This window comes from Sphingobium sp. B8D3A (assembly GCF_025961995.1).
GTDB lineage: Bacteria > Pseudomonadota > Alphaproteobacteria > Sphingomonadales > Sphingomonadaceae > Sphingobium.
Genome location: NZ_JAOQOS010000001.1, coordinates 2,594,068 through 2,617,286 on the forward strand (window position 1 = coordinate 2,594,068; position 23,219 = coordinate 2,617,286).

At 63.2% G+C, this 23,219-nt stretch carries 19 protein-coding genes and 2 tRNA genes; 12 read left to right on the forward strand and 9 right to left on the reverse strand.

Going from position 1 to position 23,219, the window contains the following annotated elements; all coding sequences use genetic code 11:
* Positions 1-5 precede the first annotated feature (5 nt).
* Positions 6-1,919, forward strand: a complete 1,914-nt coding sequence (locus M2342_RS12055; protein WP_264579267.1) for a PAS domain-containing sensor histidine kinase — start codon at positions 6-8, stop codon at positions 1,917-1,919.
* On the opposite strand, the gene M2342_RS12060 is transcribed toward M2342_RS12055, so the two are convergent.
* Together M2342_RS12060 and M2342_RS12065 are read right to left on the reverse strand one after the other, a co-directional pair.
* Positions 1,916-2,689 (reverse strand): glycosyltransferase family 25 protein, encoded by a 774-nt coding sequence (locus M2342_RS12060; RefSeq protein ID WP_264579268.1) that lies wholly within the window; start codon positions 2,687-2,689, stop codon positions 1,916-1,918. The genes M2342_RS12055 and M2342_RS12060 overlap by 4 nt on opposite strands.
* A gap of 125 nt (positions 2,690-2,814) precedes the next feature.
* A complete protein-coding gene (locus tag M2342_RS12065; RefSeq protein ID WP_264579269.1) occupies positions 2,815-4,260 on the reverse strand; it encodes an FAD-binding oxidoreductase in 1,446 nt (481 codons plus the stop codon).
* A gap of 564 nt (positions 4,261-4,824) precedes the next feature.
* On the opposite strand from M2342_RS12065, the gene M2342_RS12070 reads away from it, so the two are divergent.
* The 3 genes from M2342_RS12070 to M2342_RS12080 all read left to right on the forward strand — a co-directional run bounded on the left by M2342_RS12070 (position 4,825) and on the right by M2342_RS12080 (position 10,022).
* Positions 4,825-5,382 (forward strand): HlyD family secretion protein, encoded by a 558-nt coding sequence (locus M2342_RS12070; protein WP_264574850.1) that lies wholly within the window; start codon positions 4,825-4,827, stop codon positions 5,380-5,382.
* Positions 5,383-7,500 carry a peptidase domain-containing ABC transporter gene (locus M2342_RS12075; RefSeq protein ID WP_264579270.1) on the forward strand — a complete coding sequence of 706 codons (2,118 nt, stop codon included), beginning with the start codon at positions 5,383-5,385 and terminating at the stop codon, positions 7,498-7,500.
* Between the two features lie 200 nt (positions 7,501-7,700).
* Complete coding sequence (locus M2342_RS12080; RefSeq protein WP_181559225.1) at positions 7,701-10,022, forward strand: EAL domain-containing protein; 2,322 nt, start codon at positions 7,701-7,703, stop codon at positions 10,020-10,022.
* A 67-nt stretch (positions 10,023-10,089) separates the two neighbouring features.
* Here the strand turns inward: M2342_RS12080 and M2342_RS12085 are convergent, their stop codons facing one another.
* From M2342_RS12085 to M2342_RS12105, 5 genes are all read right to left on the reverse strand, one after another.
* Positions 10,090-10,359, reverse strand: coding sequence for a GlsB/YeaQ/YmgE family stress response membrane protein (locus M2342_RS12085; RefSeq protein WP_264579271.1), 270 nt, complete (start codon positions 10,357-10,359; stop codon positions 10,090-10,092).
* Positions 10,360-10,509: 150 nt separating this feature from the next.
* Complete coding sequence (locus M2342_RS12090) at positions 10,510-10,875, reverse strand: response regulator (RefSeq protein ID WP_264579272.1); 366 nt, start codon at positions 10,873-10,875, stop codon at positions 10,510-10,512.
* 111 nt (positions 10,876-10,986) lie between these two features.
* Complete coding sequence (locus M2342_RS12095; RefSeq protein ID WP_264572220.1) at positions 10,987-11,526, reverse strand: sigma-70 family RNA polymerase sigma factor; 540 nt, start codon at positions 11,524-11,526, stop codon at positions 10,987-10,989.
* Between the two features lie 31 nt (positions 11,527-11,557).
* The gene (locus M2342_RS12100; protein WP_264569909.1) at positions 11,558-11,731 is read right to left on the reverse strand and encodes a NepR family anti-sigma factor; all 174 of its coding nucleotides are present in this window, start codon (positions 11,729-11,731) and stop codon (positions 11,558-11,560) included.
* 123 nt (positions 11,732-11,854) lie between these two features.
* Entirely contained in the window at positions 11,855-12,358 is a 504-nt protein-coding gene (locus tag M2342_RS12105) for a Dps family protein (protein WP_264569908.1), read from the reverse strand.
* 106 nt (positions 12,359-12,464) lie between these two features.
* On the opposite strand from M2342_RS12105, the gene M2342_RS12110 reads away from it, so the two are divergent.
* Positions 12,465-14,126, forward strand: coding sequence for a CHASE domain-containing protein (locus tag M2342_RS12110; RefSeq protein WP_264579273.1), 1,662 nt, complete (start codon positions 12,465-12,467; stop codon positions 14,124-14,126).
* On the opposite strand, the gene M2342_RS12115 is transcribed toward M2342_RS12110, so the two are convergent.
* Entirely contained in the window at positions 14,123-14,917 is a 795-nt protein-coding gene (locus M2342_RS12115) for a response regulator (protein ID WP_181559218.1), read from the reverse strand. The two genes, M2342_RS12110 and M2342_RS12115, sit on opposite strands and share 4 nt — an antisense overlap.
* 373 nt (positions 14,918-15,290) lie before the next feature.
* Between M2342_RS12115 and M2342_RS12120 the strand changes: the two genes are divergently transcribed.
* From M2342_RS12120 to M2342_RS12135, 4 genes are all read left to right on the forward strand, one after another.
* Positions 15,291-15,674 (forward strand): hypothetical protein, encoded by a 384-nt coding sequence (locus M2342_RS12120; protein WP_264579274.1) that lies wholly within the window; start codon positions 15,291-15,293, stop codon positions 15,672-15,674.
* Positions 15,675-15,982: 308 nt separating this feature from the next.
* On the forward strand, positions 15,983-17,449 hold the full coding sequence (locus M2342_RS12125; RefSeq protein ID WP_264579275.1) for a DEAD/DEAH box helicase: 1,467 nt from the start codon (positions 15,983-15,985) through the stop codon (positions 17,447-17,449).
* A gap of 190 nt (positions 17,450-17,639) precedes the next feature.
* Positions 17,640-17,715: transfer RNA gene (locus tag M2342_RS12130), tRNA-Ala, on the forward strand.
* A 164-nt stretch (positions 17,716-17,879) separates the two neighbouring features.
* Positions 17,880-17,954 (forward strand) — tRNA-Glu (locus tag M2342_RS12135).
* A gap of 51 nt (positions 17,955-18,005) precedes the next feature.
* Here M2342_RS12135 and M2342_RS12140 read toward each other — a convergent pair.
* Entirely contained in the window at positions 18,006-19,382 is a 1,377-nt protein-coding gene (locus M2342_RS12140) for a cation:proton antiporter (RefSeq protein ID WP_264579276.1), read from the reverse strand.
* A 282-nt stretch (positions 19,383-19,664) separates the two neighbouring features.
* On the opposite strand from M2342_RS12140, the gene M2342_RS12145 reads away from it, so the two are divergent.
* From M2342_RS12145 to M2342_RS12155, 3 genes are all read left to right on the forward strand, one after another.
* Positions 19,665-21,197: an aldehyde dehydrogenase (NADP(+)) gene (locus tag M2342_RS12145; protein ID WP_264579277.1), complete on the forward strand. Its 1,533-nt coding sequence runs from the start codon at positions 19,665-19,667 to the stop codon at positions 21,195-21,197.
* A gap of 72 nt (positions 21,198-21,269) precedes the next feature.
* The gene (gene araD1 / locus M2342_RS12150) at positions 21,270-22,262 is read left to right on the forward strand and encodes an AraD1 family protein (protein WP_264579278.1); all 993 of its coding nucleotides are present in this window, start codon (positions 21,270-21,272) and stop codon (positions 22,260-22,262) included.
* Positions 22,262-23,194, forward strand: a complete 933-nt coding sequence (locus tag M2342_RS12155) for a Gfo/Idh/MocA family protein (protein WP_264576138.1) — start codon at positions 22,262-22,264, stop codon at positions 23,192-23,194. The genes araD1 and M2342_RS12155 overlap by 1 nt, the downstream gene beginning before the upstream one ends.
* The last annotated feature ends 25 nt before the right edge of the window (positions 23,195-23,219 follow it).

The following is a 23,219-nucleotide window of genomic DNA, read 5'->3' on the forward strand; positions in this document are numbered from 1 at the left end:
CATCGTTGGAGAGCTATCGGCAGTTGGTCGAAAGCATCACCGATTATGCCATGTGCATGCTGGATCGCACGGGCCACATCACGAACTGGAACGCAGGCGCGCAAAAGCTCAAGGGCTTCCGGCCGGAAGACATTATCGGCGTGCATTTTTCGCGCTTCTACACGACCGAAGACGTGGAAAAGGGCATGCCCGAGCGCGCGCTGGAGATCGCCGCGACACACGGCAAGCATGAGTCCGAGGGCTGGCGACTGCGCAAGGATGGCTCGCGCTTCTGGGCGCATGTCGTCATCGATCCGGTTCGCGACGCACACGGCGCGCTGATCGGCTATGCCGGGATCACTCGCGACCTCACCGAGCGCAAACTCGCAGAGCAGGCGCTGCGTAAAAGCGAAGAACAGTTCGCCCTGCTTGTCCAGTCGGTCACCGATTACGCCATCTACATGCTGGACCCAGAGGGCATGGTTTCCAGCTGGAATGCCGGTGCGGAGCGGATCAAGGGCTATCGCAAGGACGAGGTGCTCGGGCAGCATTTCTCACAATTCTATCAGGAAGAAGATCGCACAGCCGGCGAGCCGCAACGTGCCCTGGAGACCGCGCGGTCGGAAGGTCGGTTCACGGCAGAAGGCTGGCGCGTCCGCAAGGGCGGCGAACGCTTCCGCGCGAGCGTCGTCATCGAGGCGCTGCGCGATGAGACCGGCGCGCTTGTGGGCTTCGCCAAGATCACCCGCGACGTCACGGAGCGGGAGGCGGCCCAGCGCGCGCTGGACGAAGCGCGCGAGGCGCTGGGCCAGGCTCAGAAGATGGAAGCGCTCGGCCAGCTCACCGGCGGCGTGGCGCATGACTTCAACAATCTGCTGATGGCGATCAACAGCAGCCTCATCCTGCTGCGCCGACGGATTCCGGAACAGGCCGAGACGCAACGCCTGCTCGACAACGCCATGCAGGCAGTCGATCGGGGTGCGACGCTCACACAGCGCATGCTCGCCTTCGCACGGCGGCAGGAGCTGTCCATCGGCCGCGTGCATATTCCCGAATTGCTGCGCGGCATGACCGAACTTGTCCAGCGCACCATCGGGCCGGAATGGCCCGTCAGCATGATCATTCCGCTCGGACTGCAGGCGGTGAAGGCGGACGCCAATCAGCTGGAAATGGCGATCCTCAATCTCGCCGTGAATGCACGCGATGCCATGCCGGACGGCGGGGCGATCATCATCAAGGCGAACCGCCAGACCGTGCGGAGCAACGAGATCGCCGATCTGGAAGCGGGACATTATGTGGTTCTGACCGTGGTGGACAGCGGCATCGGCATGGATGCCGAGACGCTCAGGCGCGCGACCGAACCCTTTTTCACGACGAAGGGCGTTGGCAAGGGCACGGGCCTTGGCCTCCCCATGATCCATGGCTTTGCGCGCCAGATCGGCGGCGCGTTCACGCTCACCAGCGCGCCGGGCAAGGGAACATCTGCGCAATTGTGGCTGCCGCAGGCCGCCGAGCAGTCACAGGCAACCACGCCCGCTGCGAAGGAACCGCCGCTGCCGCCGCAAGCCAAATGTCGTGTCCTAGCGGTGGATGACGATGCACTGGTGTTGATGAACACGGTCGCGCTGCTGGAGGATCTGGGGCACGAGGTCGTCAGCGCAGTCAACGGCGCTCATGCCCTCTCAAAATTCAAGGATGGCGGCTTCGACTTGGTCATCACCGATCAGGCCATGCCCGGCATGACCGGGATGGACCTCGCCGCGGCCATCACCGCCGTGCAGAGCGACATGCCCATCATCATCGCAAGCGGATATGGCGAGGGGCTGGTCTTGCCCGAAGGGCAGATTCATCGCCTGAGCAAACCATTTGGCGAGCACCAGCTCGCCAAGGCCATTTACCAGGCCCGCTGCAGGAAGGATCGCCCTACCCCTGCCGTTTAAACGGACTTTCGCCCCATTTGCCGGGTCCGCCCGCTCAGGCGGATCGCCCTGCGCAGCAAGGATGCGAAGGTGCGCAAGACCGGCAAGCGGTCATAAAAGCGAACATCGTGGATGTCCGTGCGCGAGAGGCGCTGGTGCCCAAGGTCAGGATTCGCGACATAGGTGCGCAGGTCGGGATGGCGGTTGCGCAGGACAGACAGCGCCCCATCATAGTGCATCGGCTCGCCATCCGGGTGCCGCCCGCCTGCAGGCCGGTCCAGCATCGCGGCTAAATAGTGCGCGGCAAAGCCGATCGTGTCTCCACGCACCGCGTAGAAATGGCATCCGGCGAGCCCTTTGCCGGGTGGGATTAGCTCAAGCGGGCACTCGGTCGCTTCATATTGCCCCGGCAGAAGGCTGCCGAAAAAGATGTCCCATTCCACCTCGCCCAGCTTGGTCAGAGCGGCCGGCAGAACCGTCTCGATCCGGTCATGGAAATCGAAGTCATCCTCCAGCACCAGAACGGATCGATGCCCCGCCTCCGCCGCCTCACGCAGCACGCTCATATGGCTATCGAAACATCCCCGCGTGCCCGGCGTCGGAAACCCTGCGGCATCCGAAAAGCGCTTCGCCGTGAAGAATGCGATTTTCGGATGATCGAGGTCCAGCCCCAGACGCCTGAACTGCGCGGCCATCTCGCGGCGCCGGTCGGCCCGGTGAGGAAGATTGATGATCCGGATGGCATCGAACGCGTCAACCAGAGCGCGACCGGCGGGGGTTGGGCTTACCATCGGCTGCGGTCCTTCTCGACTGGATAATGGATGATCAGCCGCGACTCGCGCCGGCCCTCAATGGGCCTATAGACTGGGCTTCTCCCTTTAAGGAATCGCAAAGCCGCCCCAGCCGGGCCAGCGCTTTAGATCACCTTGCCGGGGTTGAGAATATTGTTCGGGTCCAGCGCGCGCTTGAGCGTGCGCATCAGCGCCAGCTCTTCTGGCGTGCGGCAGTGGTGGAGAAATTCGCGCTTGATGCTGCCGATGCCATGCTCGGCGGTGATCGAGCCGCCCCATTCGCCGACCGCCTTGTAAACCAGCGCCTCCATCTCATGCTCGGGCATCGGGTCGCGGGGGACGCGGGCGGAAAGGTGGAGATTGGAATCGGCGAGGTGGCCGAAGAAGACCGTCACGCAGTCCGGCCAGCGCTCCAGCAGCAAGTCGCGCACATAAGGGATGAAGTCGCCGATCTTGCGGGTGGGCAGGCTCACGTCGAACGCCACTTGCGGCCAATGCACGCCCTTGTGCCACTCACCGGGGCAATCACGCACTGCCCAGATGTCCTGCCGCTGCTTGTCCGACTGGGCAATCACCGCATCCTTGACGAGGCCGGATTCGATCATGCCGCCGAGCACTTCCTCGAACCGCTCGGGATCGCGCTCCGGGTCGGTCCCAAGCACCTCGACCAGCGCATAGACGCTATAACCGTGCGGCAAGGGCGGCTGGCGGCCGAGCGCCGTCGTGCCGATCTGGTAGAAGTCCGGCCACATCACCTCAAAGGCGGACAAGGTGCTCGCGAACGCCGAATTGCATTGTTTGAGCAACTCCAGCGTGGCCGCATAATCCTCGACCGCCACCACGGCGGTGCAGGCGCTGCGTGGCTTGGGGAACATCCGCAGCACCAGCCGGGTGATAACACCGAGCGTGCCCTCGCTGCCGATGAAGAGATGCTTGAGATCATAGCCGGCGTTGTTCTTGATCATTACATTGAGCGACGAGATGATCGTGCCATCCGGCAGCACCGCTTCCACACCCAGAATGAGATCGCGCATCATGCCATAGCGCAGCACGCGGTTGCCGCCGGCATTGGTGGCCGCATTACCGCCGACCTGCGCCGTTCCGCGTCCGCCAAGATCGAGCGGAAACAGAAAGCCGGCCTCATCGGCGGCGCGTTGAACGGTCTCCAACACCGTTCCCGCGAGCACGGTCATCGTGCGGCCAGCCTCGTCCAGTTCCTCGATGCCCCGCATCCGTTCCAGCGACAGTAGCAGGCAAGGCCGATCCGCAAGGCCCCCCGCGCACAGGCTGGTCAAGCCGCCCTGTGGCACGACCGGCCAGCGCTCCTCATTGCAGATCGCCATGATCTGCGAGACCTGCTCGGTCGTGCGCGGATAGGCGATGCCGGGGAGCGGAATGTCCGCCGGCATGACGTTCGTGAAATCAGAGACATGGCGCGCGAAATCGCCGTCCGTCCCATCCTTCACGATATCAGCGCCCAAGGCTTGGCGGAGGCGCGCGATGACATGGGCACCGCGCTGGGCTTCGTCCGCGAAGCCTTGTCCGCGCTCGTCCAGCGTTGCTTGGGTCATCAGGCCTCTCTCCTCTTGCAGCCACAACATAGCGCCCGGGGGCGCCCTGCATAGGCCAAGGCGATAGAACGAATCATGAAATCGGCCGCGAGCGCCGCCTCTGTTTCACCGTGAGACGGCCGTCGATTAGCGAGGCCCGTCAAAATTCTGTTAAGTATCTACATTTCTGTGATTTTTAGTGGAATTGCCATGCAAGCGGCTCCTTAAGTGCAAAAAGGTAAACTTGGTTTACGTCTTGTTAACCATAGTTTATTGTCCTCGAGGTCGGGTGATCCGACCAAATACAGGAGTCGTCGATGGTAAACGAAGTGATCGTTGAAGAACTCAGCGAGCAGGAAGTCGATCTGGTTGCGGGCGGTGGTCCGAGCCACGAATCGAGCGGTGGCATTCGCGGCTGATTTGTCAGTCGCTTCTGGTCACCACGATCAGATTGATCTTATGGCCGGGGGGGCGCGCGCGAATATGCGATCGTCCGCCCGGTTTTTATTTGTCATAACCTGAAACGGCATTTTTTCATCGCCTCGGGACAGCAGAGCATCCTAGAAAGCCGCTCAGGGGGACCGGATGCCACTCTTCAGGCGACAAGCACTCGATCATCACAACCGACTGCACGGGGACATTTTCCTCGTCCCTCCACTGCGTTGGCAGGCCATCGGCTGGCTGTTGCTTGGTCTGGTCTGTGCCGGTGTAGCCTGTCTCGCGTTCGGCAGCTTCAGCCGGACCATCAAGGCCGAGGGAAGCCTGCACATGTCAGACACGCCGTCGCCCTCCCCTTCCCAACCCGCAGCGCGCCCCTCGCCGGAATGGACGGCCCGCGTCACCGTGCCGCTCGCCCAGATCAAGGATGTTCATCAAGGCCAACAAGCCCGGGTCTCGCTCGCTGGCGGCAGCGCTGCCGACGCAACGACGCTGAGCGGCACGATTGCGGCGATCGCGACGCGCATGGACCCCGGCGAAACAACGGTGCCGGTCGAGATCCATCTGACAGCGCCAGGCGCAGAGCCGGGCAACCTCAGGGTCAGGGCCATTGACGGACAGCCTGTCACCGCGACTATCCTCATCGAACGGGTCCGCCTGTGGCGCTGGCTGTTCGCGCCGGTCCTTCCCCGCAGCGAGTCCTAGATGAACGCGCTGATTGCCAAAATCATGGGCCGGCGGCGCATTCGCCCGATCCTGCAGACCGAGGCGGCGGAATGCGGTCTCGCCTCGCTGGCAATGGTCGCCAACTGGCACGGGCATGAGCTTGATCTCAATGCCCTGCGCCAGCGCTTTGGCGTGAGCGCGCGGGGCATGACGCTGCGTCAACTGATGCAGACTGCGGACGACATGCAGCTGCTGCCGCGCCCGCTAAAACTCGATCTGGCCGGCCTGCATCTTCTGCATCTGCCCGCCATCCTGCACTGGGATCTGAACCACTTTGTCGTGCTCGAACGCGTCGAGCCGGGCCGTGCCTATGTCGTCGACCCGGTGGGCATCGCGCGTTGGTACAAGTTCGACGAACTGGGACGCCATTTCAGCGGCGTCGCGCTGGAACTGCGCCCCTCGCAGGACTTCCAGTCCGTCCGGGCCAGGCGGCGCCTGCGCTTCCGCGATCTGTGGAGCGGCATGACGGGCGCACGCCGCACCTTTGCGCAGACGGTCATCCTCTCCATCGTCATGCAGATCTTCATTCTCGCCAGCCCCTTCTATCTGCGCACCGCCGTCGATGAGGTTCTGCCTGCGCAGGACGGCGGCCTGCTGCTCACGCTGGCGCTGGGATTTGGCGCGCTCGCGCTCATTGGTGCCGGCGCGGCGCTGCTGCGGAAATATGTGCTGCTGTCGTCAGGCGCTCTGCTGTCCTTCGGCATCACCTCCAACATCGTCCGCCACCTCTTCCGCCTGCCCATCGCCTGGTTCGAGAAACGCAAGGTGGGAGACATTCTCACCCGCGTGCAATCCGTGCTGCCGATCCAGCGCTTCCTCATCGAAAGCGCACCGCTCGCGCTGATCGACGGCACGCTCTCGGTCCTCACCCTGGTGATGATGTTCCTGATCGCGCCCAACCTTGCGCCGATCACGCTGGTCGGGCTCGTCCTCTATTCCGGCGTTCGGCTCGCCTTGCTCGCACGCGAGAAGCAGCGTGAGGCGGAATATGTGAAGGCCCTCGCCCGTGAACAGGGCACGCTCATCGAGACATTGCGCGGCATGGTCACGCTGCGCCTCGCCGGCCGCGAAGCGATGCGCCACAGCTACTGGCAGAACCGGCTGACCGAGGCGCTCGGCGCGCGCTACCAGCATGAGCGCGTCAAGGCCTGGCACGAGACCGCCAAGACGATGATCCCCGCGCTGGAGCTGGTGATCGTCATTTTCGTCGCCGTGCGCGCCAATATGGACGGCGCCCTCACGCTCGGCACCCTGTTCGCCTATCTCGCCTTTCGCACGCAATTTGTGCAGGCCGGCCAGTCCCTTCTCGATGAAGGTGTCAAGCTTCGCCTGCTCGAACTCCATCTCGATCAGCTCGCGGACATTGTGCAGAGCGAGGAGGATGCGGGCTTTGCCGAACCGCTGAACCACGCCGATTTCTCCGGCCGAATAGAACTGCGCGATGTCCATTTCTCCTATGGCCCGCACGATCCGCCGGTGCTGCGGGGCGTCGATCTCGTCATCGAGCCGGGCGATCATGTCGCGATCACCGGCGCTTCCGGCAGCGGCAAGACCACGCTCGCCAAGATCATCCTTGGCCTGATCGATCCGACCAAGGGGGAGGTGCTGATCGACGGCCAGCCACTGCCGCAGTTCGGCCGCCGCGCCTTTCGCCAGCATGTCGCCGCGGTGCTGCAGGACGACGTGCTCTATGCCGGGTCCATCGCCGATAATGTCGCGGCATTTGGGGAGATCGACCCGGATCGCCTGCGGGATTGCCTCAAAGCCGCCGCCATTCTGGAAGACATCGAGGCGATGCCGATGCGGACCGAGACGCTGGTTGGGGATATGGGCTCAACCCTGTCTGGCGGACAGAAACAGCGCATCCTGCTCGCCCGCGCGCTCTACCGTCAGCCGGCACTCCTACTGCTGGATGAAGGCACCGCCCATCTCGACCTGAAGCATGAGGCCATGGTTAATCGCGCCGTCGCTGCATTGGGCATCACCCGGCTCATTATCGCGCATCGGCCAGAGACGATTGCTGCCGCCGACAGGGTGACCAGGGTGGAGAACGGGGTGGTCACGAGCGATAGTCAGTCGCGGTCGACGACAAGCTAGAGCAAGCAGAACGCCGGTTTCACACCGCAGACGGTACACCAGCGCGTCGCGACGAACAGTCGGCCCAAGCTCTCGAAGACCGCCGCAACAAACTCGCTGCCTGTCCACTCTCACAAGCCTTTCCATCTCTTGTGAACAACTTGTTCATAGTTTCCTGACATTGACGTCCACTGGCGACTGAACCGCCCGAGTGTGGACCCATGTTGCGATTGCGCCTCCTTGCGAGACTGACCCGGTCGGCTCGCAGCCTCATCCTCGCCGCGGCGTGCCTCATCGGCATGATCGTGATGATGAGTGGCGCCGGCACGTCGCTGGACAATTTGACGCGCACCGAGCGCTACCAGCACTTTCCCAAGCAGCCGAGCGGCGAGCTGGTTATCGTTAAGATCGACACGCCCAGCATCAAGGCGCTGGGTACGTGGCCCTGGCCGCGGGGGCGCCATGGCGAGCTGATCGATGCCCTGAATCGCGCAGGCGCCGAGCGCATCGTCTCCAATATCATTTTCGACCAACCGGCGGCGGACCCGGCGCAGGACGACCGGCTCATCAAGGCACTCGCAGCCTCTAAGGCCGATGTCTATCTGGCCGCGCTACTGGAAAATCGCTCCAATGGGCGTGCAACCTACGAGGCGCTGCCGACCGAGGCGTTGCTGCCCTATGTCACGCCCGTCAACGTGTGGCTGCATAGCGATCCCGACCAATATTATCGGCGACTGGTGCTCAATGCTCCGGTCCTGGGTACGGAATTGCGCGATATTTCCCAGGCGCTTGCCGGCACCAGCTATCCGGGTGAAGGCTCCTTCCCCATCGATTGGTCCTATTGGTGGAACCAGATCGACCATATTTCCTATTCGGACGTGCTGGCCGGCAAATTCCCCAAGGACTTTTTCAAGGGCAAGAAGGTCCTGGTCGGCATTGATGCCTTCGGCTTCGGCGACCAGTTCAACGTCCCCTATCATGAGAAGCTCTCCAGCCTTTATGTCTTTGCAGCCGCAGCGGAAACGCTGATCGCCGGACTGCCGGTCGAGGTGGGGCCGTGGCCGGCTATGGTGCTCGCGCTGGCGCTGATCTGCCTCTCTTTCCTGCTCAAGCCCCGCTTTCGCTATCCGCTCTATCTGGCCGGGACCATAGGGCTGGTGCCCGCGCAGATTTACACGGAACATCTGACGCTCTGGCGGCCGGACGTCGGCCCGGCAATCCTGACGCTGGTCGCGGCGCTGGTCGCCCAGTCGCTCCTCAGCGTCGCGCAGGCCCTGCTGGATCGCAGCACCAAGTCGGCCGAGGCGGGGCTCCCCAATCTCGCCGCCATGGTTCTCAACGAGGGCGAAGAAGGCGTGACGATCGTTGTCAGCCTGCGCAATTACGTGGAAACGACCGCGCTGCTGGGCCTGGCGGCGCAGGGGACGCTGCTCGCCAAGATCCGCGACCGCCTCATCCTCGCCGCAGGCCACGAGCGGATCTACCAGATCGACAATCACAGCTTTGCCTGGCGGAGCCGGGAGGATGTGCCTCAGGTGGTCGACAGTCTTGAGGGTCTGGAAGCGCTGTTCGCGCCGGGGGTTCAGGTCGAACAGCTCACGGTCGACATCACCCTGCACGCCGGCTTTTGCGACAAGCCGGACATGAGCGTGTCCGAAGCCATTCCCAAGGCAGTCCTCGCGGCGACCAACGCCACCAATCGCGGCATCTTGTGGGAGCGCTACGAGACCGAGGAGGACGAGCTGTTCTGGAAGCTCTCCATTCTCAACGAGTTCGAGCAGGCGCTGCGCCGGGGTGATGTGTGGGTGGCCTACCAACCCAAGCTGGACCTGCACGGCAATCGCATCACCAGCGCCGAAGCGCTGATCCGCTGGATTCACCCCGAGCGGGGCTTTATCCGGCCGGACCGGTTCGTCCGCGCCATCGAAGATGCGGGGCGCATTGAGCGGCTGACGCTCTATGTGCTCGAACGCGCCATTGCCGACTTCGCGCCGCTCAATCTCTCGGTCGCGGTCAATCTCTCGATGCGCATGGTCGGCAAGAACAAGCTGGAGGCGCCGCTTCGCCTGCTGCTGGATACCTACGGAATGCCTGCCGAAAATCTTACGCTGGAGATTACAGAATCGGCCAGCATGGCGGACGAACAGGGCATCGCCGAACTGGAGTCGCTCCGGGCGATGGGCGTGCATATCTCCATCGATGACTATGGCACCGGCCAATCAACGCTATCCTATCTCAAGCGCTTGCCGGCGTCCGAACTCAAGATCGACCAGAGCTTCGTGCGGCAAATCCTCACCAGCCGCAGCGATGCGGTGCTGATCAATTCCACCATCAAGCTGGCCCATGAACTCGACATGCAGGTGGTTGCCGAGGGCGTGGAGGACGAGAATGTCCTGCAGGCACTGGCCGCCATGGAATGCGACATCATCCAGGGCTATCATATCGGTCGCCCGGTGGCGCTTCCCGACTTTCTCGCCAATCTGCAAGCGGCGAACCGCAAGGCTGCGAGCCGAGCCCGCAAGAGCGCCCTTTCCGCAGCATAACAGGCAACGAAAAAAGGCGCCGGATCATCAAAGACCCGGCGCCTTTTTGGCGTTTATGTCGGTCTATTTACCGCACCGAACCGCGACGAACCAGATTAACGATCGCGAGCAGCACGATGGCGCCAAGCAGCGAAACGATGATCGAGGTCAGATTGATCGCACCCGACGTGATCGGAGCGGCGCCGAGGACCGGGGACAGCAGGAAGCCGGCGAGAACCGCACCGACAATACCCACCACGATATTCAGCAAAATGCCTTGCTGGGCATCGGTGCGCATGATCAAACTGGCAAGCCAACCAACAATGCCACCGACAATAAGAAGAATGATAAGGCCCATATTCCGTCTCCCTCAGTGATGTTGAAGGCAAAACAATTGTCTGAGGAATTCGTTCCGTTCTTGCTGAACGGATAGTTGACAAAGGCCGTCATCTTGAATGGAGTGCAGGGCGCGACATGGGCCGATCTTGCGGCCGTAACTTTACACAAGTTACAGGCCCAATTGCGCCTCGATCACGCGCCGCAAGTCTTCGAGGCGATAGGGCTTCTTGAGAATAGCGACCGCGTTCTGACGTTCCGCCCCGTCCATCGCGTCACCCGCGCCGGTTGCGAAGGCGAACGGGACACCTTTTTCCGCGAGACGGGCAGCGACGGGGAGGCTGTCTTCCTCATCTCCCAGCTTGAGATCGAGCAGCCCGAAATCGAACGCGACCTCGTTCACGAATGCGAGCGCCTCGGCGAGGTTGGCGGCCACCCGCACATCGGTGATGCCCAGGTCTTCGAGCAGGGCTTCGGTATTCATCGCGATGATCGGATTATCTTCGACCAGAAGAACGGCATGGGGGCGTGGCGACAAGGGCGAGCCTGTTAGCAAGGATTGACGGGATGATTATGCGCACCCGCCCGAGACGATCCACAGCGTTGCGATGGACCGAACCAAGTGCGGGTCTTTACGCTTGTTTCGAGATTAAAGGCTGGCGACCTTGTCGAGATCCGCCAGCATTTCCGTGTGGGAGACGGCGCGGCTCTTCGAGCGCCCGCCCTTCTCACCCTCGTCACCGAGCATATCTTCCAGGCTCCGGCGGGCGCGGGCGACGCGGCTTTTCATCGTGCCGACCGCACATTGCGCGATGTCCGCGGCTTCCTCATAGCTGAAGCCGCCCGCCCCGACGAGCAGCAAGGCCTCGCGACGTTCCGGCGACAGGCGCATCATCGCGGCCCGAAGATCGCCCATGTGAAGGCCGTCTTCCTGCCCGGCGGGCTGGCTCAGCAGCTTTTCGGCAAGGTCGGGATCATAATCGCCGCGGAACCGGTTGCGTCGCGCTTCGCTCAGATAGACGTTGCGCAGAATGACGAATGTCCAACTACGCATGCTGGTGCCGGGCTGGAAGGAATCCCGCGCGGCCCAAGCCTTGAGCATCGTCTCCTGAACGAGGTCGTCGGCATAGTCCGGGCGACCGCACAAACCTCTCGCGAAAGCGCGAAGGTGCGGAAGAACGCCGGTCATCTCCGTACGAAAATCATAATTTTTCGGGATGTTACTGGCTGTCACCGCTTTTATCCAGCTTCTTGAGGAGCGCCACAAAGTCGTCCGGCAGTTGCTCGTCGACGACTTCATCGTACATCCGCCTCAAGCCTTCGGCCCAAACGGGTTTTGCGCGACCACTGCGCTGCACGGAGTTCTTTCCGGGCTTTTCAGGCGTGCTGGACATGCCCCTACTTGCCTCGCAGAATATAGAATTGTTGAGATGTGACTGCACAACCGTTCCCAAAACCTCTGAAATCCAAATTCCCGCCCCCTCGTAAAGTGACTGATGTGCGTTCCGGAGCGCAGCTCACGCCGCGACAGCGCGCAACATCCAGACATTTTCCTCATGCTTTCCGATGCGAGCTGTCAACATGTCTGCACTAAAGACATCGTCGCCTTCTTCGGCGACCGCGACAGCCTCACGAAGACGCCGGGCGACCGCTTCGTTATCCTTGATCAGCGCATCAATCATCTCGGCGGAGGACTGGACCGTCTTGCTGCTCTCCACCACGCTGCGCTCGGCGTAGTCGCCAAAGGCTGCAGGAGCGATGTGGCCAAGCGCCCGAATGCGCTCCGCCAGCGCGTCGATGGCCAGCGCCAGATCCTCATATTGGGCTTCGGTCAGCTTGTGCAGACCAAAGAAGCTCGGCCCGACGATGTTCCAATGTACACCCAGCGTCTTGAGATACAGCGAGAAACTGTCAGCCAGAGCATCGGCAAGCTTGTCGGCAATCGCATCGACATTCTGCCGATCGATCCCGGTGTTGAAGGCCGCATCTTTCGGTTTTGCATTCAGGGCGCTATTCGCCATCACTGATCTCCGCTGGGGGCGTACGAGTGGGGGAACGATCCCAAGGGGAAAGAGTTCCGATCTAACGGATCACGGCGCTTTGGCACCTCTTTGGTAATTTGGGTTCATGGTGAATTGGGATATTGGCAAACGTGCCAAGCGACGCTTCGATAGCTGGTTAAGAGAGTATCCCCGGGCGACGCCGATCGGGGTCTTCCTGTTTTCGCTTACGCTTGTTGGGGCCAGCGCGTGGTCTGTCGAAGTCGCGTCCGAGCGGACGCGGCGAGCGGCCGCCGTCATGCAGGCCGGGGAGATCGTGGCCGCTCTGCAGCGGCAGGCAGCCGCCAGTTCCGCCTATTTCCAGGCCACCAGCGCGCTCTTTCTCAGCGCAGACGGGGTCAGCCCCGAGTTCTTTCGCGACTTCATCAGCCGCCTCCGCCAGGATTATGATTTTACGGGCGTCGTGGCCATTGGCTGGGCGCGCCATACCACAGCCGCGGAATTGCCGGAACTGACCTCAAGAATGAGAGAAGCGGGATATGAGAACTTTGCCGTCAATCCGGCACCCGCGCAATCCAGGCAGCCGATGTATATCATCACCATCGTCGAGCCCAATTCCTTGGCCAATCGCCGCGTTCTTGGCTTCGACATTCATAGCGACGCACGGCGCGCCGCCGCGATCGACCGCGCGTTGCGGACCCGCTCAATGGCAGCGACAGACCCGGTCAAGCTGAAGATCGACGAGAATGCGGACCACAACACCGGCATCGTCGTGCTGCTGCCGGTCGCACAGAATGATGAGGGACCAGTCAATGGCTTCATCTATGGCGCCATTCGGGTCGAGGAATTCATTCGCGCTGCCGTGAAACCGTCCCTGCTGGAAACCGGCAGGATCGAGATTTTCGATACCACCCCGGATGGGCAGGAGCGCATCTTTGCAGCCGGCGACAGCGAGCGAGTGGAAAGGCCGCTGGAGCAGCGCTTTTCCCTGTTCGATCAGCAATGGTCCGTGCGCTTCTATCCGGCCGGTGAGCACTGGCTCTACCCCCTCACACTGGTCGTACTGGTCGGCGGCGTCTCCTTTTCGATGCTGCTGCTCGCCTACATCCTGCTCGTGCAGCGCCGCAACGAGGATCTCGTCGCGCTCGTCAATGCGCAGGCCGAGCGCGAGGCGGAACGCGCCGCCTTCGTGCGCGAACTCAACCACCGGGTGAAGAACTCGCTCTCCAACGTCACGTCAATCATCGCCCTCACCCGTCGAAACGCGACCGACATCAATAGCTTTGCCGACAATCTGATGGAGCGGGTGCGCGCTCTGGCGGCCAGCCACTCATTGCTGGATGGCGCGCAATGGGGGCCAACGGACCTCAAGGCGTTGATCGAGACGCAATTGGGATCGCATGGCCACGCGCGCGGCCGCATTGTATCCGATGGCCCCAATGTGCTGATCTCGCCCAACGATGCGCTGTCCATCGGCCTGGCGCTGCACGAGTTGCTCACCAACGCGACACGATATGGCGCCTTGTCCGCCGATCAGGGCGAAGTGCATCTGCACTGGTCGGTGGGAGACGAGAAGATCTCGGTATCATGGGAAGAGCGCGGCGGCCCGCCGGTCGTGGAGCCGGTCAAGCGCGGCTTTGGCCTGAACCTGATCGAACGCGCGTTGGCCCATGAGCTGGGAACGCCCATCCGCATCGACTTTTTGTCGAGCGGCCTCATGTGCACGTTCGACATCCCCCTGCGCAAGCCGAAATCATTCCAGTTGCGCAGGAAGGATGGCGCCGCTTAACGCAGCGGCGCTGTGGACCCGAAGAACGCGACCTGCCCGATGGTGGCGCGAACGAAGTCGTCGCTGAACGGCTTGGTGATCAGATAGGTCGGCTCGGGGCGTTCGCCGGTGAGCAGGCGTTCCGGGAAGGCGGTGATGAAGATCACCGGGACCGAGAACTTGCCCAGGATCTCGTTGACCGCATCGATCCCCGAACTGCCGTCCGCCAGCTGAATATCGGCCAGCACGAGATCCGGCCGGTGCTGATCGAACAGCGCCACCGCCTGCGCGTGCGTCGCAGCGGTACCCACCGCAACATGGCCGATGGAGGTCACGATCTCCTCGATCTGGAACGCGATGAGGGGCTCATCCTCGATGATCAGCACATTGAGACGGCTGCTGGAATCGATATCCGCCAGCGCGCTGTCGATCATCTCGCGAACATCGTCCTCGGGGCAGTCGAGAATCTCGGCGATCTCGCTTTCCGAAAAATCTTCCACGGCGTTCAGCAGCAGCGCCTGACGGGCCAGCGGCGTCACCAGTTCCAGGCGATTGCTGGCAGCCGTGCCTTCATCCGAGCCGAGGCCGCCGCTCATCGACAGCTCAGCGCCGGCGGAAGCGTAGATGCGTGAGAAGGCACTGAACAGCCCGGTCCGCGATGTGGAGATTTGTTCGCGCAGGCTGGAATCGGCCAAAGCCGCTTCCAGAAGCTCCCGCACGAAACTGTCACCCAGCGACTGAGACCCCGTCAGAATTCGAGCATATCGCCGCAGATAAGGAAGTTGCCGCGCGATAAGGTCGGATAGAGCCATATGAACGTGTCTCCTGCATTTCAGCCAGCGCCCACAACCAAGAACACCGCATGACGCGGTGGAGCACCAAAAGTGCGCGGAATGTACGGTTTCGACAGGGTTCCCCACAAGAAATTTATTTTTGCAAACCTCGGGAACCAACGCGATTCAGGTGCATTTGAGGATCAGCATTGACATTAGTCTGCCCCCGATAATGTCAGCGTCACTTGACCGGTTTCCGCTCCTCCTCACCCCCCAAAGTGCGGAAACCGGTCAACCACCCCACATTATCTCCCGTCCTTCCTCTGCTGAGCCCGTACGCGCGCGGCGAACAGAGGAACCATCCGTCCGAACCACCGTTGGGTTCAGGAAGGTTATCACGAGGAGTTAAGCCATGCACATTCGCACAAACCGTTCCACGCCTCTGGAAGACGGCCGCGACGTGATCATAACGCTTCGCTCCCGCGCGGAGGATATTGCCGAGCGTGGTCTTGCCAGGGCAACAACACTGGCGGACGAGGCCGGCCGCCGGGCTTCCCGATTGGGAAAGGACACAGCGCGCAAGGTTTCGAAGGGCTCGAAATCCCTCGTCGAGAATGTGCGCGATCATGTGCCCGGCATGAAACCCTCAGGGCTCGCGGCTTCGCCCGCCGCCCGGTTCGTCCGCCGCCACCCCGCCCTGCTCGTTGCCGTCGGACTGACCGCTGCGACGGTGGGATATCTTGCATGGCGCGCCCAGCAAGACACTGAAGAGACAGACGATTCTTCCGAGGGTTAATAAGCGAAAACCATTCTCTGCCAAATTAAGCGAGAAAGTTTTCGAGGGCCGGAACGAACCCGTTTATAGCTCGTTTAACGGGCAGATCTGGCACCATCAGGCTATTTTAGATGCTGCTAGCCCGGTGGTGCCAGATCCCCTCCTTCGCCTCGGACAGGCCAAGGTCGCGCAGACGCGGGCCGTGACAAAGCCTCGAAGAGCGCCCGCATCCCTAGAAAATCTTGACATCCGCGCCCGCCTTCATCATGGCGCAAGCGGTTGCCCGTGTGATCCACAAGAGTCACGCGCCCTCTATTCACGGAATTCTGATGCCCTTTGCCGATCTCGGCCTTTCGAACGAATTGCTGCAAGCCGTCGGCGAGGCGGGGTATTCAGAGCCGACTCCGATTCAAGCGCAGGCAATTCCCTCCGTCCTAATGATGCGGGACATCATCGGTATCGCGCAGACCGGCACCGGCAAGACGGCCAGTTTCGTCCTCCCGATGATCGACATTCTGGCTCAGGGCCGCAGCCGCGCCCGGATGCCGCGCAGCCTCATTCTCGAGCCGACGCGCGAACTCGCAGCGCAGGTCGCCGAGAATTTCGAGAAATACGGCAAATATCACAAGCTCTCGATGGCGTTGCTCATCGGTGGCGTCTCGATGGGCGACCAGATCAAGGCGCTCGAAAAGGGCGTCGACGTGCTGATCGCGACGCCTGGTCGCCTGATGGACCTGTTCGAGCGGGGCAACATCCTGCTGACCGGCTGTTCGCTGCTGGTCATCGACGAGGCGGACCGGATGCTCGACATGGGATTCATCCCCGATATCGAGAACATCTGCACCAAGCTGCCCGCGAACCGGCAGACGCTGCTGTTCTCGGCGACGATGCCGCCGCCGATCAAGAAGCTTTCGGATCGCTTCCTGAGCAATCCCAAGTCCATCGAGGTAGCGCGCCCGGCAACCGCCAGCGCCAACATCACGCAGATGCTCGTGCCTGTCGCCGAGCGGGCCAAGCGCGAGACGCTGCGCTCGCTGCTCCGGAGCGAGAGCGCCGAGAGCGCGATCATCTTCTGCAATCGCAAGACGATGGTGCGGGAGCTGAACAAAAGCCTCAAGCGCCACGGCTTTCGGTCTGGCGAAATCCACGGCGATATCGATCAGGCCGCGCGCATCGCGGAGCTGGATCGCTTCAAGTCCGGCGAGATCAACCTGCTGGTCGCCTCCGACGTTGCCGCGCGCGGGCTCGATATCAAAGGCGTCAGTCACGTCTTCAACTTCGATGCACCCTGGCATCCGGACGATTATGTGCACCGCATCGGCCGCACTGGCCGTGCCGGCGCGACCGGTAAGGCGTTCACCTTCATCACCAACAGCGATGCCGAAGCTGTCGAAAATATCGAGAAGCTGATCGGCACGAAAATCCCGCGCCTCGACATGGGCACGCAGGCCGTCGACGATGGTGAGGACGAAGGGCGCGGACGCGATCGTCGCGGTGGCGCGAAAGGCGCATCCAAGCGTCCGGCGAAGGCACCGGCTCGGCGCGAGCGTGGCGCCGACGCCAAGGGTGATCGTGAAACCGAATCGCCCGCTCGCGAGGCACGCCCCGCCCGTGAGGATGCGCGCCCGCCGCGTGAGACCCGTGAGGACCGCCAGCCCGAGCCACGGCGCCAGGATGCCCGGTCTGACGCTGAGCGTCCCAAGGCCCCGCAGCAGCGCAATCGCGCGGATCAGGAGCCGGATGACGGATGGAACGGCCCGATGCCGGATTTCCTCTCCGTAGGCTTCAACAACTAAACCTGCCGACGATACAGACGGGAGACTCGGGGACGCGGCAGCGCGCCTCCATGCCTGCCAACTGGCGGTGCGCGAACCGGCGATTTCGGTGCGATACGACACTCAGGTCGCTATCGAGACGCGACGCGCCACAAACACGCAAAACCCGATTGCAATCGGCGCGGGCCTTGCCTATAGGCAGCCCTCCCTGGGGGCTGTAGCTCAGTTGGGAGAGCGCGTCGTTCGCAATGACGAGGTCAGCGGTTCGATCCCGCTCAGCTCCACCAGGGATTTTTCTTCCAGCCACGCTATCGCTCCCTCCCCGGCTTAAGCCGCGCGGGGGAAGACGCATTTTCTGTGAACCGGTCCATCTTTTTGGGGTTGCCACTCCGGCCATCCCACGGCATAGGCGCCGGACCTGATGACGGCTCCGCAACGGACCGACATGGATGGCCCCTTCGTCTAGCGGTTAGGACGCGGCCCTTTCACGGCTGAAACACGGGTTCGATTCCCGTAGGGGTCACCACTTAGACTTTCCCACATTATCAAGCGCAGCATCCCACTGGTCGCGCCACCGTCACTCCGCCGGGGCCATGGCGGTCGATGGACCATTTGCCTCGTCCAGCGCCGCCAGATCGCCGCGTGCTCGTGCCTGCCGACCGTAGACCAGTTCAAACAGCGGACCCGCCATCACCGTCGTGACGATGGCCATCAGCACCAGCATCGCGAACAGCGTCGGACCGATAATGCCCTTTTGCAGGCCGATGTTGATGATGATGAGCTCCATCAGCCCCCGGGCATTCATCAGGGCGCCGATGCCCAGCGCCGTGCGATGATCCTCCCCCGCCAGCCGCGCGGCGGCCCAGCACGCCCCGAATTTGGCGATCACCGAAACGAGCAGAATCGCCAGCGCTGTCAGGAGCAGCGGCACGGAGTTCACCATGTCCATCCGCGTATTGAGGCCGGAATAGGTGAAAAACATCGGCAACAGCAGCACCACCACCAGCGGCTCGACCTTGCGCTTGATTTCCAGCGCGATCAGCCCGCGCGGCATACAGGCGCCGAGCAGGAAGCCGCCGAAGATTGCGTGTATGCCGATTGCATCCATGAGAAACGCCGACAGGCTGAACAGCGCGAGGACCACGGCGAGCACCGTCATGCTTATGCCGCCCTCCGCCTCGACGAGACGCCCGAGCGGGACGAGTAGCCGACGACCCCACATCAGCATGAACCCCGCATAGAGCAGCGCGCCGACAATGGCGATCACCGCGACCCCCGGCCCCGCGCCGAAGGTCGCCAGCACGACCGCGAGCACGCACCAGGAGGCGGCATCGTCAAAGGCGCCCGCCGTCAGCGAGAGCGTGCCCAGCGACGTGTTGGCGAGGCCGCGCTCGTTGATGATCCGCGCCAGCATGGGAAAGGCTGTGAGCGCAATGCACGCGCCGAGGAACAAGGTGGCGCTCCCCCGCCCCACCCCGGCCGTGAACAGCCCGTCGATCGTCAACAGCCAGGGGGTGATCACCGCCGCCAGCATGAACGGCACGGCGATGCCCGCCGCCGACACCGCGCCGGCGGCGCGCGCCTTCGAGCGGACGTGATCGAGCCGGAGCGTCAATCCAACCAGAAACATATAGAGGCCTACGCCAAGCTGCGCGCCGACATAAAGGACGTTGCTGGTTTCCTTGGGGAAAATCGCGGCTTGCAGATCGGGCGCGAACAGGCCGAAGAGCGACGGACCCAGCACGACGCCGGCGATCATTTCCCCGACCACCTGCGGTTGCCGGAACAAGGTGCGGCCGAGCCATCCAACTACCCGGCACGTCACAAGGATGACGGCGATCTGCAGGAAGAAATGCACGCTGTAGTCGGATGGCGTGAAGCTCACAGCGGATTGAACGGCGGGGCCGTGGGGCGTCAAGACGCGGCCCAGTTCACCCCAAAGCGATTGCTGCATCGCGCCCTGCTCCATGTGTCCTCCCCGATGGCCCGCTTGTCCCGCGCCTGATCGGAAACTACCATGGTAGCGTTATCATTGAAAGCGAGGACTGCAGCGCCTGTGAATGGCCAACTGGCGCGTCTGGCCCAACAAAAAAGCGGCTATGGGCTGCATATGGATTGTCCGGCAAGCTGGGAAGGCATCGGAAATTCGGCGATACAAAAACTTCCCGAGCGCAGCCGCGCCCCGTTGCCTTTGCGCGCCCGGCCTCATATGTCGGAGTAATAAAGGGAGTCTCTCATGACCGAATTCCGCTCGATCACTGCCGAAACCGGTGCGCCTTACGGTGATCCGCTGCCCGTCCATGGCCCGCAGGACGTCGCCGCGGCCTGCGCTGCTGCCGAGGAGGCCTTCGGGGTCTATCGTGCGACGAGCCGCGAAGATCGTGCGCGCTTCCTTGAGCGTTGTGGCGAGGAGATCATGGCGCTGGGCGATGGCCTGATCGAAACCGCCATGCGCGAGAGCGGCCTGCCCCGCGCCCGGCTCGAAGGCGAGCGTGGACGCACCGTGGGCCAGCTGCGCATGTTCGCCGATGTCGTGCGCAAAGGCTGGTGGCAGCAGTTGCGCGTCGACCCCGCCATGCCCGAGCGGCAGCCCCTGCCCCGCCCCGATCTGCGGATGCGGATGATCCCGCTCGGCCCGGTGGCGGTGTTCGGTGCCTCCAACTTCCCCCTCGCCTTCTCGACTGCAGGTGGCGACACGGCCTCTGCGCTCGCGGCGGGTTGCCCGGTCGTCGTCAAGGGCCACCCGGCCCACCCGATCACAGCCTCGCTGATGGCGCAGGCGCTGACGGCGGCGGTGAAAGCCTGCGAACTGCCGGCGGGCGTGTTCAGCCAGATCATGGGGCCGTCGCACGAACTCGGCGCCGCGCTCGTCCAAGACCCGCGCATCACGGCGGTCGGCTTCACCGGCTCACGCGCCGGCGGCCTTGCGCTGGTCAAGTTGGCGCAGGCCCGCCCGGTTCCGATCCCGGTCTATGCGGAGATGTCGAGCATCAATCCGGTTCTGCTTCTCCCGCAGTCCCTCAAGGCGCGCGGCGCGGCGCTGGGCACCGCCTTCGTCGGCTCGCTGACGATGGGCGCCGGCCAGTTCTGCACCAATCCGGGCCTGCTGATCGCCATGGAGGGCGACGGGCTCGATGCCTTCATTGCCAGCGCGACCGAGGGCGTGGCAGCGGCCGCCCCACAGACCATGCTCACCACCGGCATTCGCGATGCCTATGGGAAAGGCGTTGCGGCGCTGGCCGGCCATGACGCAGTCGAAACGTTGGCCAGTGGCAACCCCGGTGAGGGCACCAGCGGTGGCGCCATCTTGTTCCAGACCAGCGCGCAGGCTTTCCTCGCCAACCCCGATCTCGCCGACGAGGTATTCGGCGCCAGCGGCATCCTGGTGCGCTGCGCCGATGAGGCCGAGGTCATGGCGATCCTCAAGGCGCTCGAAGGTCAGCTCACCGCAACGCTCCATATGGACGCCGAGGATGAGCCGCTTGCTGCGCGGCTGCTGCCGGTGCTGGAACGCAAGGTGGGGCGTATCCTCGCCAATGGCTGGCCCACGGGCGTCGAGGTCTGCCACGCCATGGTCCATGGCGGCCCCTTCCCGGCCACGTCGGACGGGCGCACCACATCGGTCGGCAGCCTCGCCATCGATCGCTTCCTGCGGCCGGTGAGCTACCAGAACCTCGCCCAGTCGGTGCTGCCAGAGCCGCTGCGCGATACCGCACTGGGGGATGGCATCCCGCGCCTGTACGATGGCACTGTGCTCGCCGGTCGCTGAGGCCGGCAATCCCCGACGAGACAGCACGAACCGGCGCCCGCGCGGCGCATGAGGAATGGAAGAGGACGTCCAATGGCCACGCGTTTGCTGCAACATCAGGCACCTTCTGGCGCGCGATCCGTGATCCTCGCCGTGGATGATGAGGCCTGGCTGCTGCAGGGCAGCAGCAGCATCCGGGCATTAGCGCAGGACGCTCTCGCGCGGCGCCAATCGTTGCTGGAGACAGTGCAGCATTATGCCAAGGGTGCCTCTGTGGATCTCGCCGCCGCCTTCTCGGCCGGCGAATTGCTCGCGCCGATCGACCATGAAGACCCGGCCCATTTGCTGATGACCGGCACCGGCCTCACTCATCTTGGCTCAGCCGAAGGGCGGGACAAGATGCACAAGCAGGCGCTGAAGGCCGAAACGCTAACGGATTCGATGCGCATCTTCCTGGAAGGGTTGGAAGGCGGCAAGCCCGCACCTGGCGAGATCGGCCAGCAGCCGGAATGGTTCTACAAGGGCGATGGCTCGCAACTGCTCGGTCCGCACCAGCCGCTCGACATGCCAGCCTTCGCGCAGGATGGCGGCGAGGAGCCGGAGCTGGCCGGCATCTACATCATCGATGCAGACGGCAAGCCGTGGCGGCTCGGCTTCGCGCTTGCCAACGAGTTCAGCGATCATGTGACCGAGCGGCACAATTATCTCTGGCTCGCCCACTCCAAGCTCCGCAAGGCCGCGCTGGGGCCGGAATTGCTGCTCGGCCCTTCCCCAACCCATATCGAGGGGACCAGCCGCATCCGCCGGGGGGATGACGTGATCTGGGAGAAGCCCTTCCTCTCGGGCGAGGCGAACATGTCCCACAGCATCGCCAATCTCGAGCATCATCACTTCAAATATGCGCTGTTCCGCCGGCCGGGTGACCTGCACGTGCATTTCTTCGGCACGGCCACTTTGTCCTTCAGCGATGGCGTGAGCGCGCAGGAAGGTGACGTGTTCGAGATCAGCGCGGCGCCCTTCACGCTGCCTGTCTCCAACCCGCTCACGCGCATGGCAGAGACCCGCGTCAGCCCGGGCGTGCTGTAATGAGCGCCAGCCCCATTCGCATCGCGCTGCAGGGCGTGGGCAAGATCGCGCGCGACCAGCATTTTCCCGCCATTGCCGCCAATCCCGATTTCGCCCTGACCGCGACCGTCAGCCGCCATCCCGCCGGCTTGGACGATATCCCCCATTTCAGCGATCTCGACGCGCTGATCGCCCATGGCCCGGCGGTGGATGCAGTCGCGCTCTGCACACCCCCGCAGGTGCGCTATGCGCTCGCCGCCCGCGCAATCGAGGCGGGCTTGCATGTGTTCCTCGAAAAGCCGCCCGGCGCCACCCTGTCGGAAGTCATTGCGCTGCAAGGTCTGGCGGACGCGGCAGGCGTCACCCTCTTCGCCTCCTGGCATTCGCGCTATGCCGCCGGCGTCGAGCCAGCGCGCCAATGGCTGGCCGAGCGGCGGATCGAGCATGTCTCGATCATCTGGCGCGAGGATGTGCGCGTGTGGCATCCGGGGCAGGACTGGATCTGGCAACCCGGCGGCCTTGGCGTGTTCGATCCCGGCATCAATGCCCTCTCGATCCTCACGCAGATCCTGCCCAACCCGGTGTTCCTAAAGGATGCCACGCTGCAATTCCCCGAGAACCGGGCTGCGCCGATCGCCGCCGATCTGCGCTTGTCCGACACGCTCGGCACGCCGATCCACATGGATCTCGACTGGCGCCAGACCGGACCGCAGAGCTGGGACATCATCGTGGAGACCGACGCCGGCACCGTGCATCTGGCCAAGGGAGGCGCCGTGCTCTCCCTGCCCAAGGGCACGGTCGAGAGCCCGGATGTCGAATATCCCGGCCTCTATGCTCGCTTCGCCAAACTGGTGCGAGATGGGCGCAGCGATGTCGACACCGCGCCGCTCTGCATTGTCGCCGACAGTTTCCTGCGCGGCCAGCGCGTGCAGGTGGAAGCCTTCGAGGATTGAGCCGGAAAATCTGACCGTAAGGGGT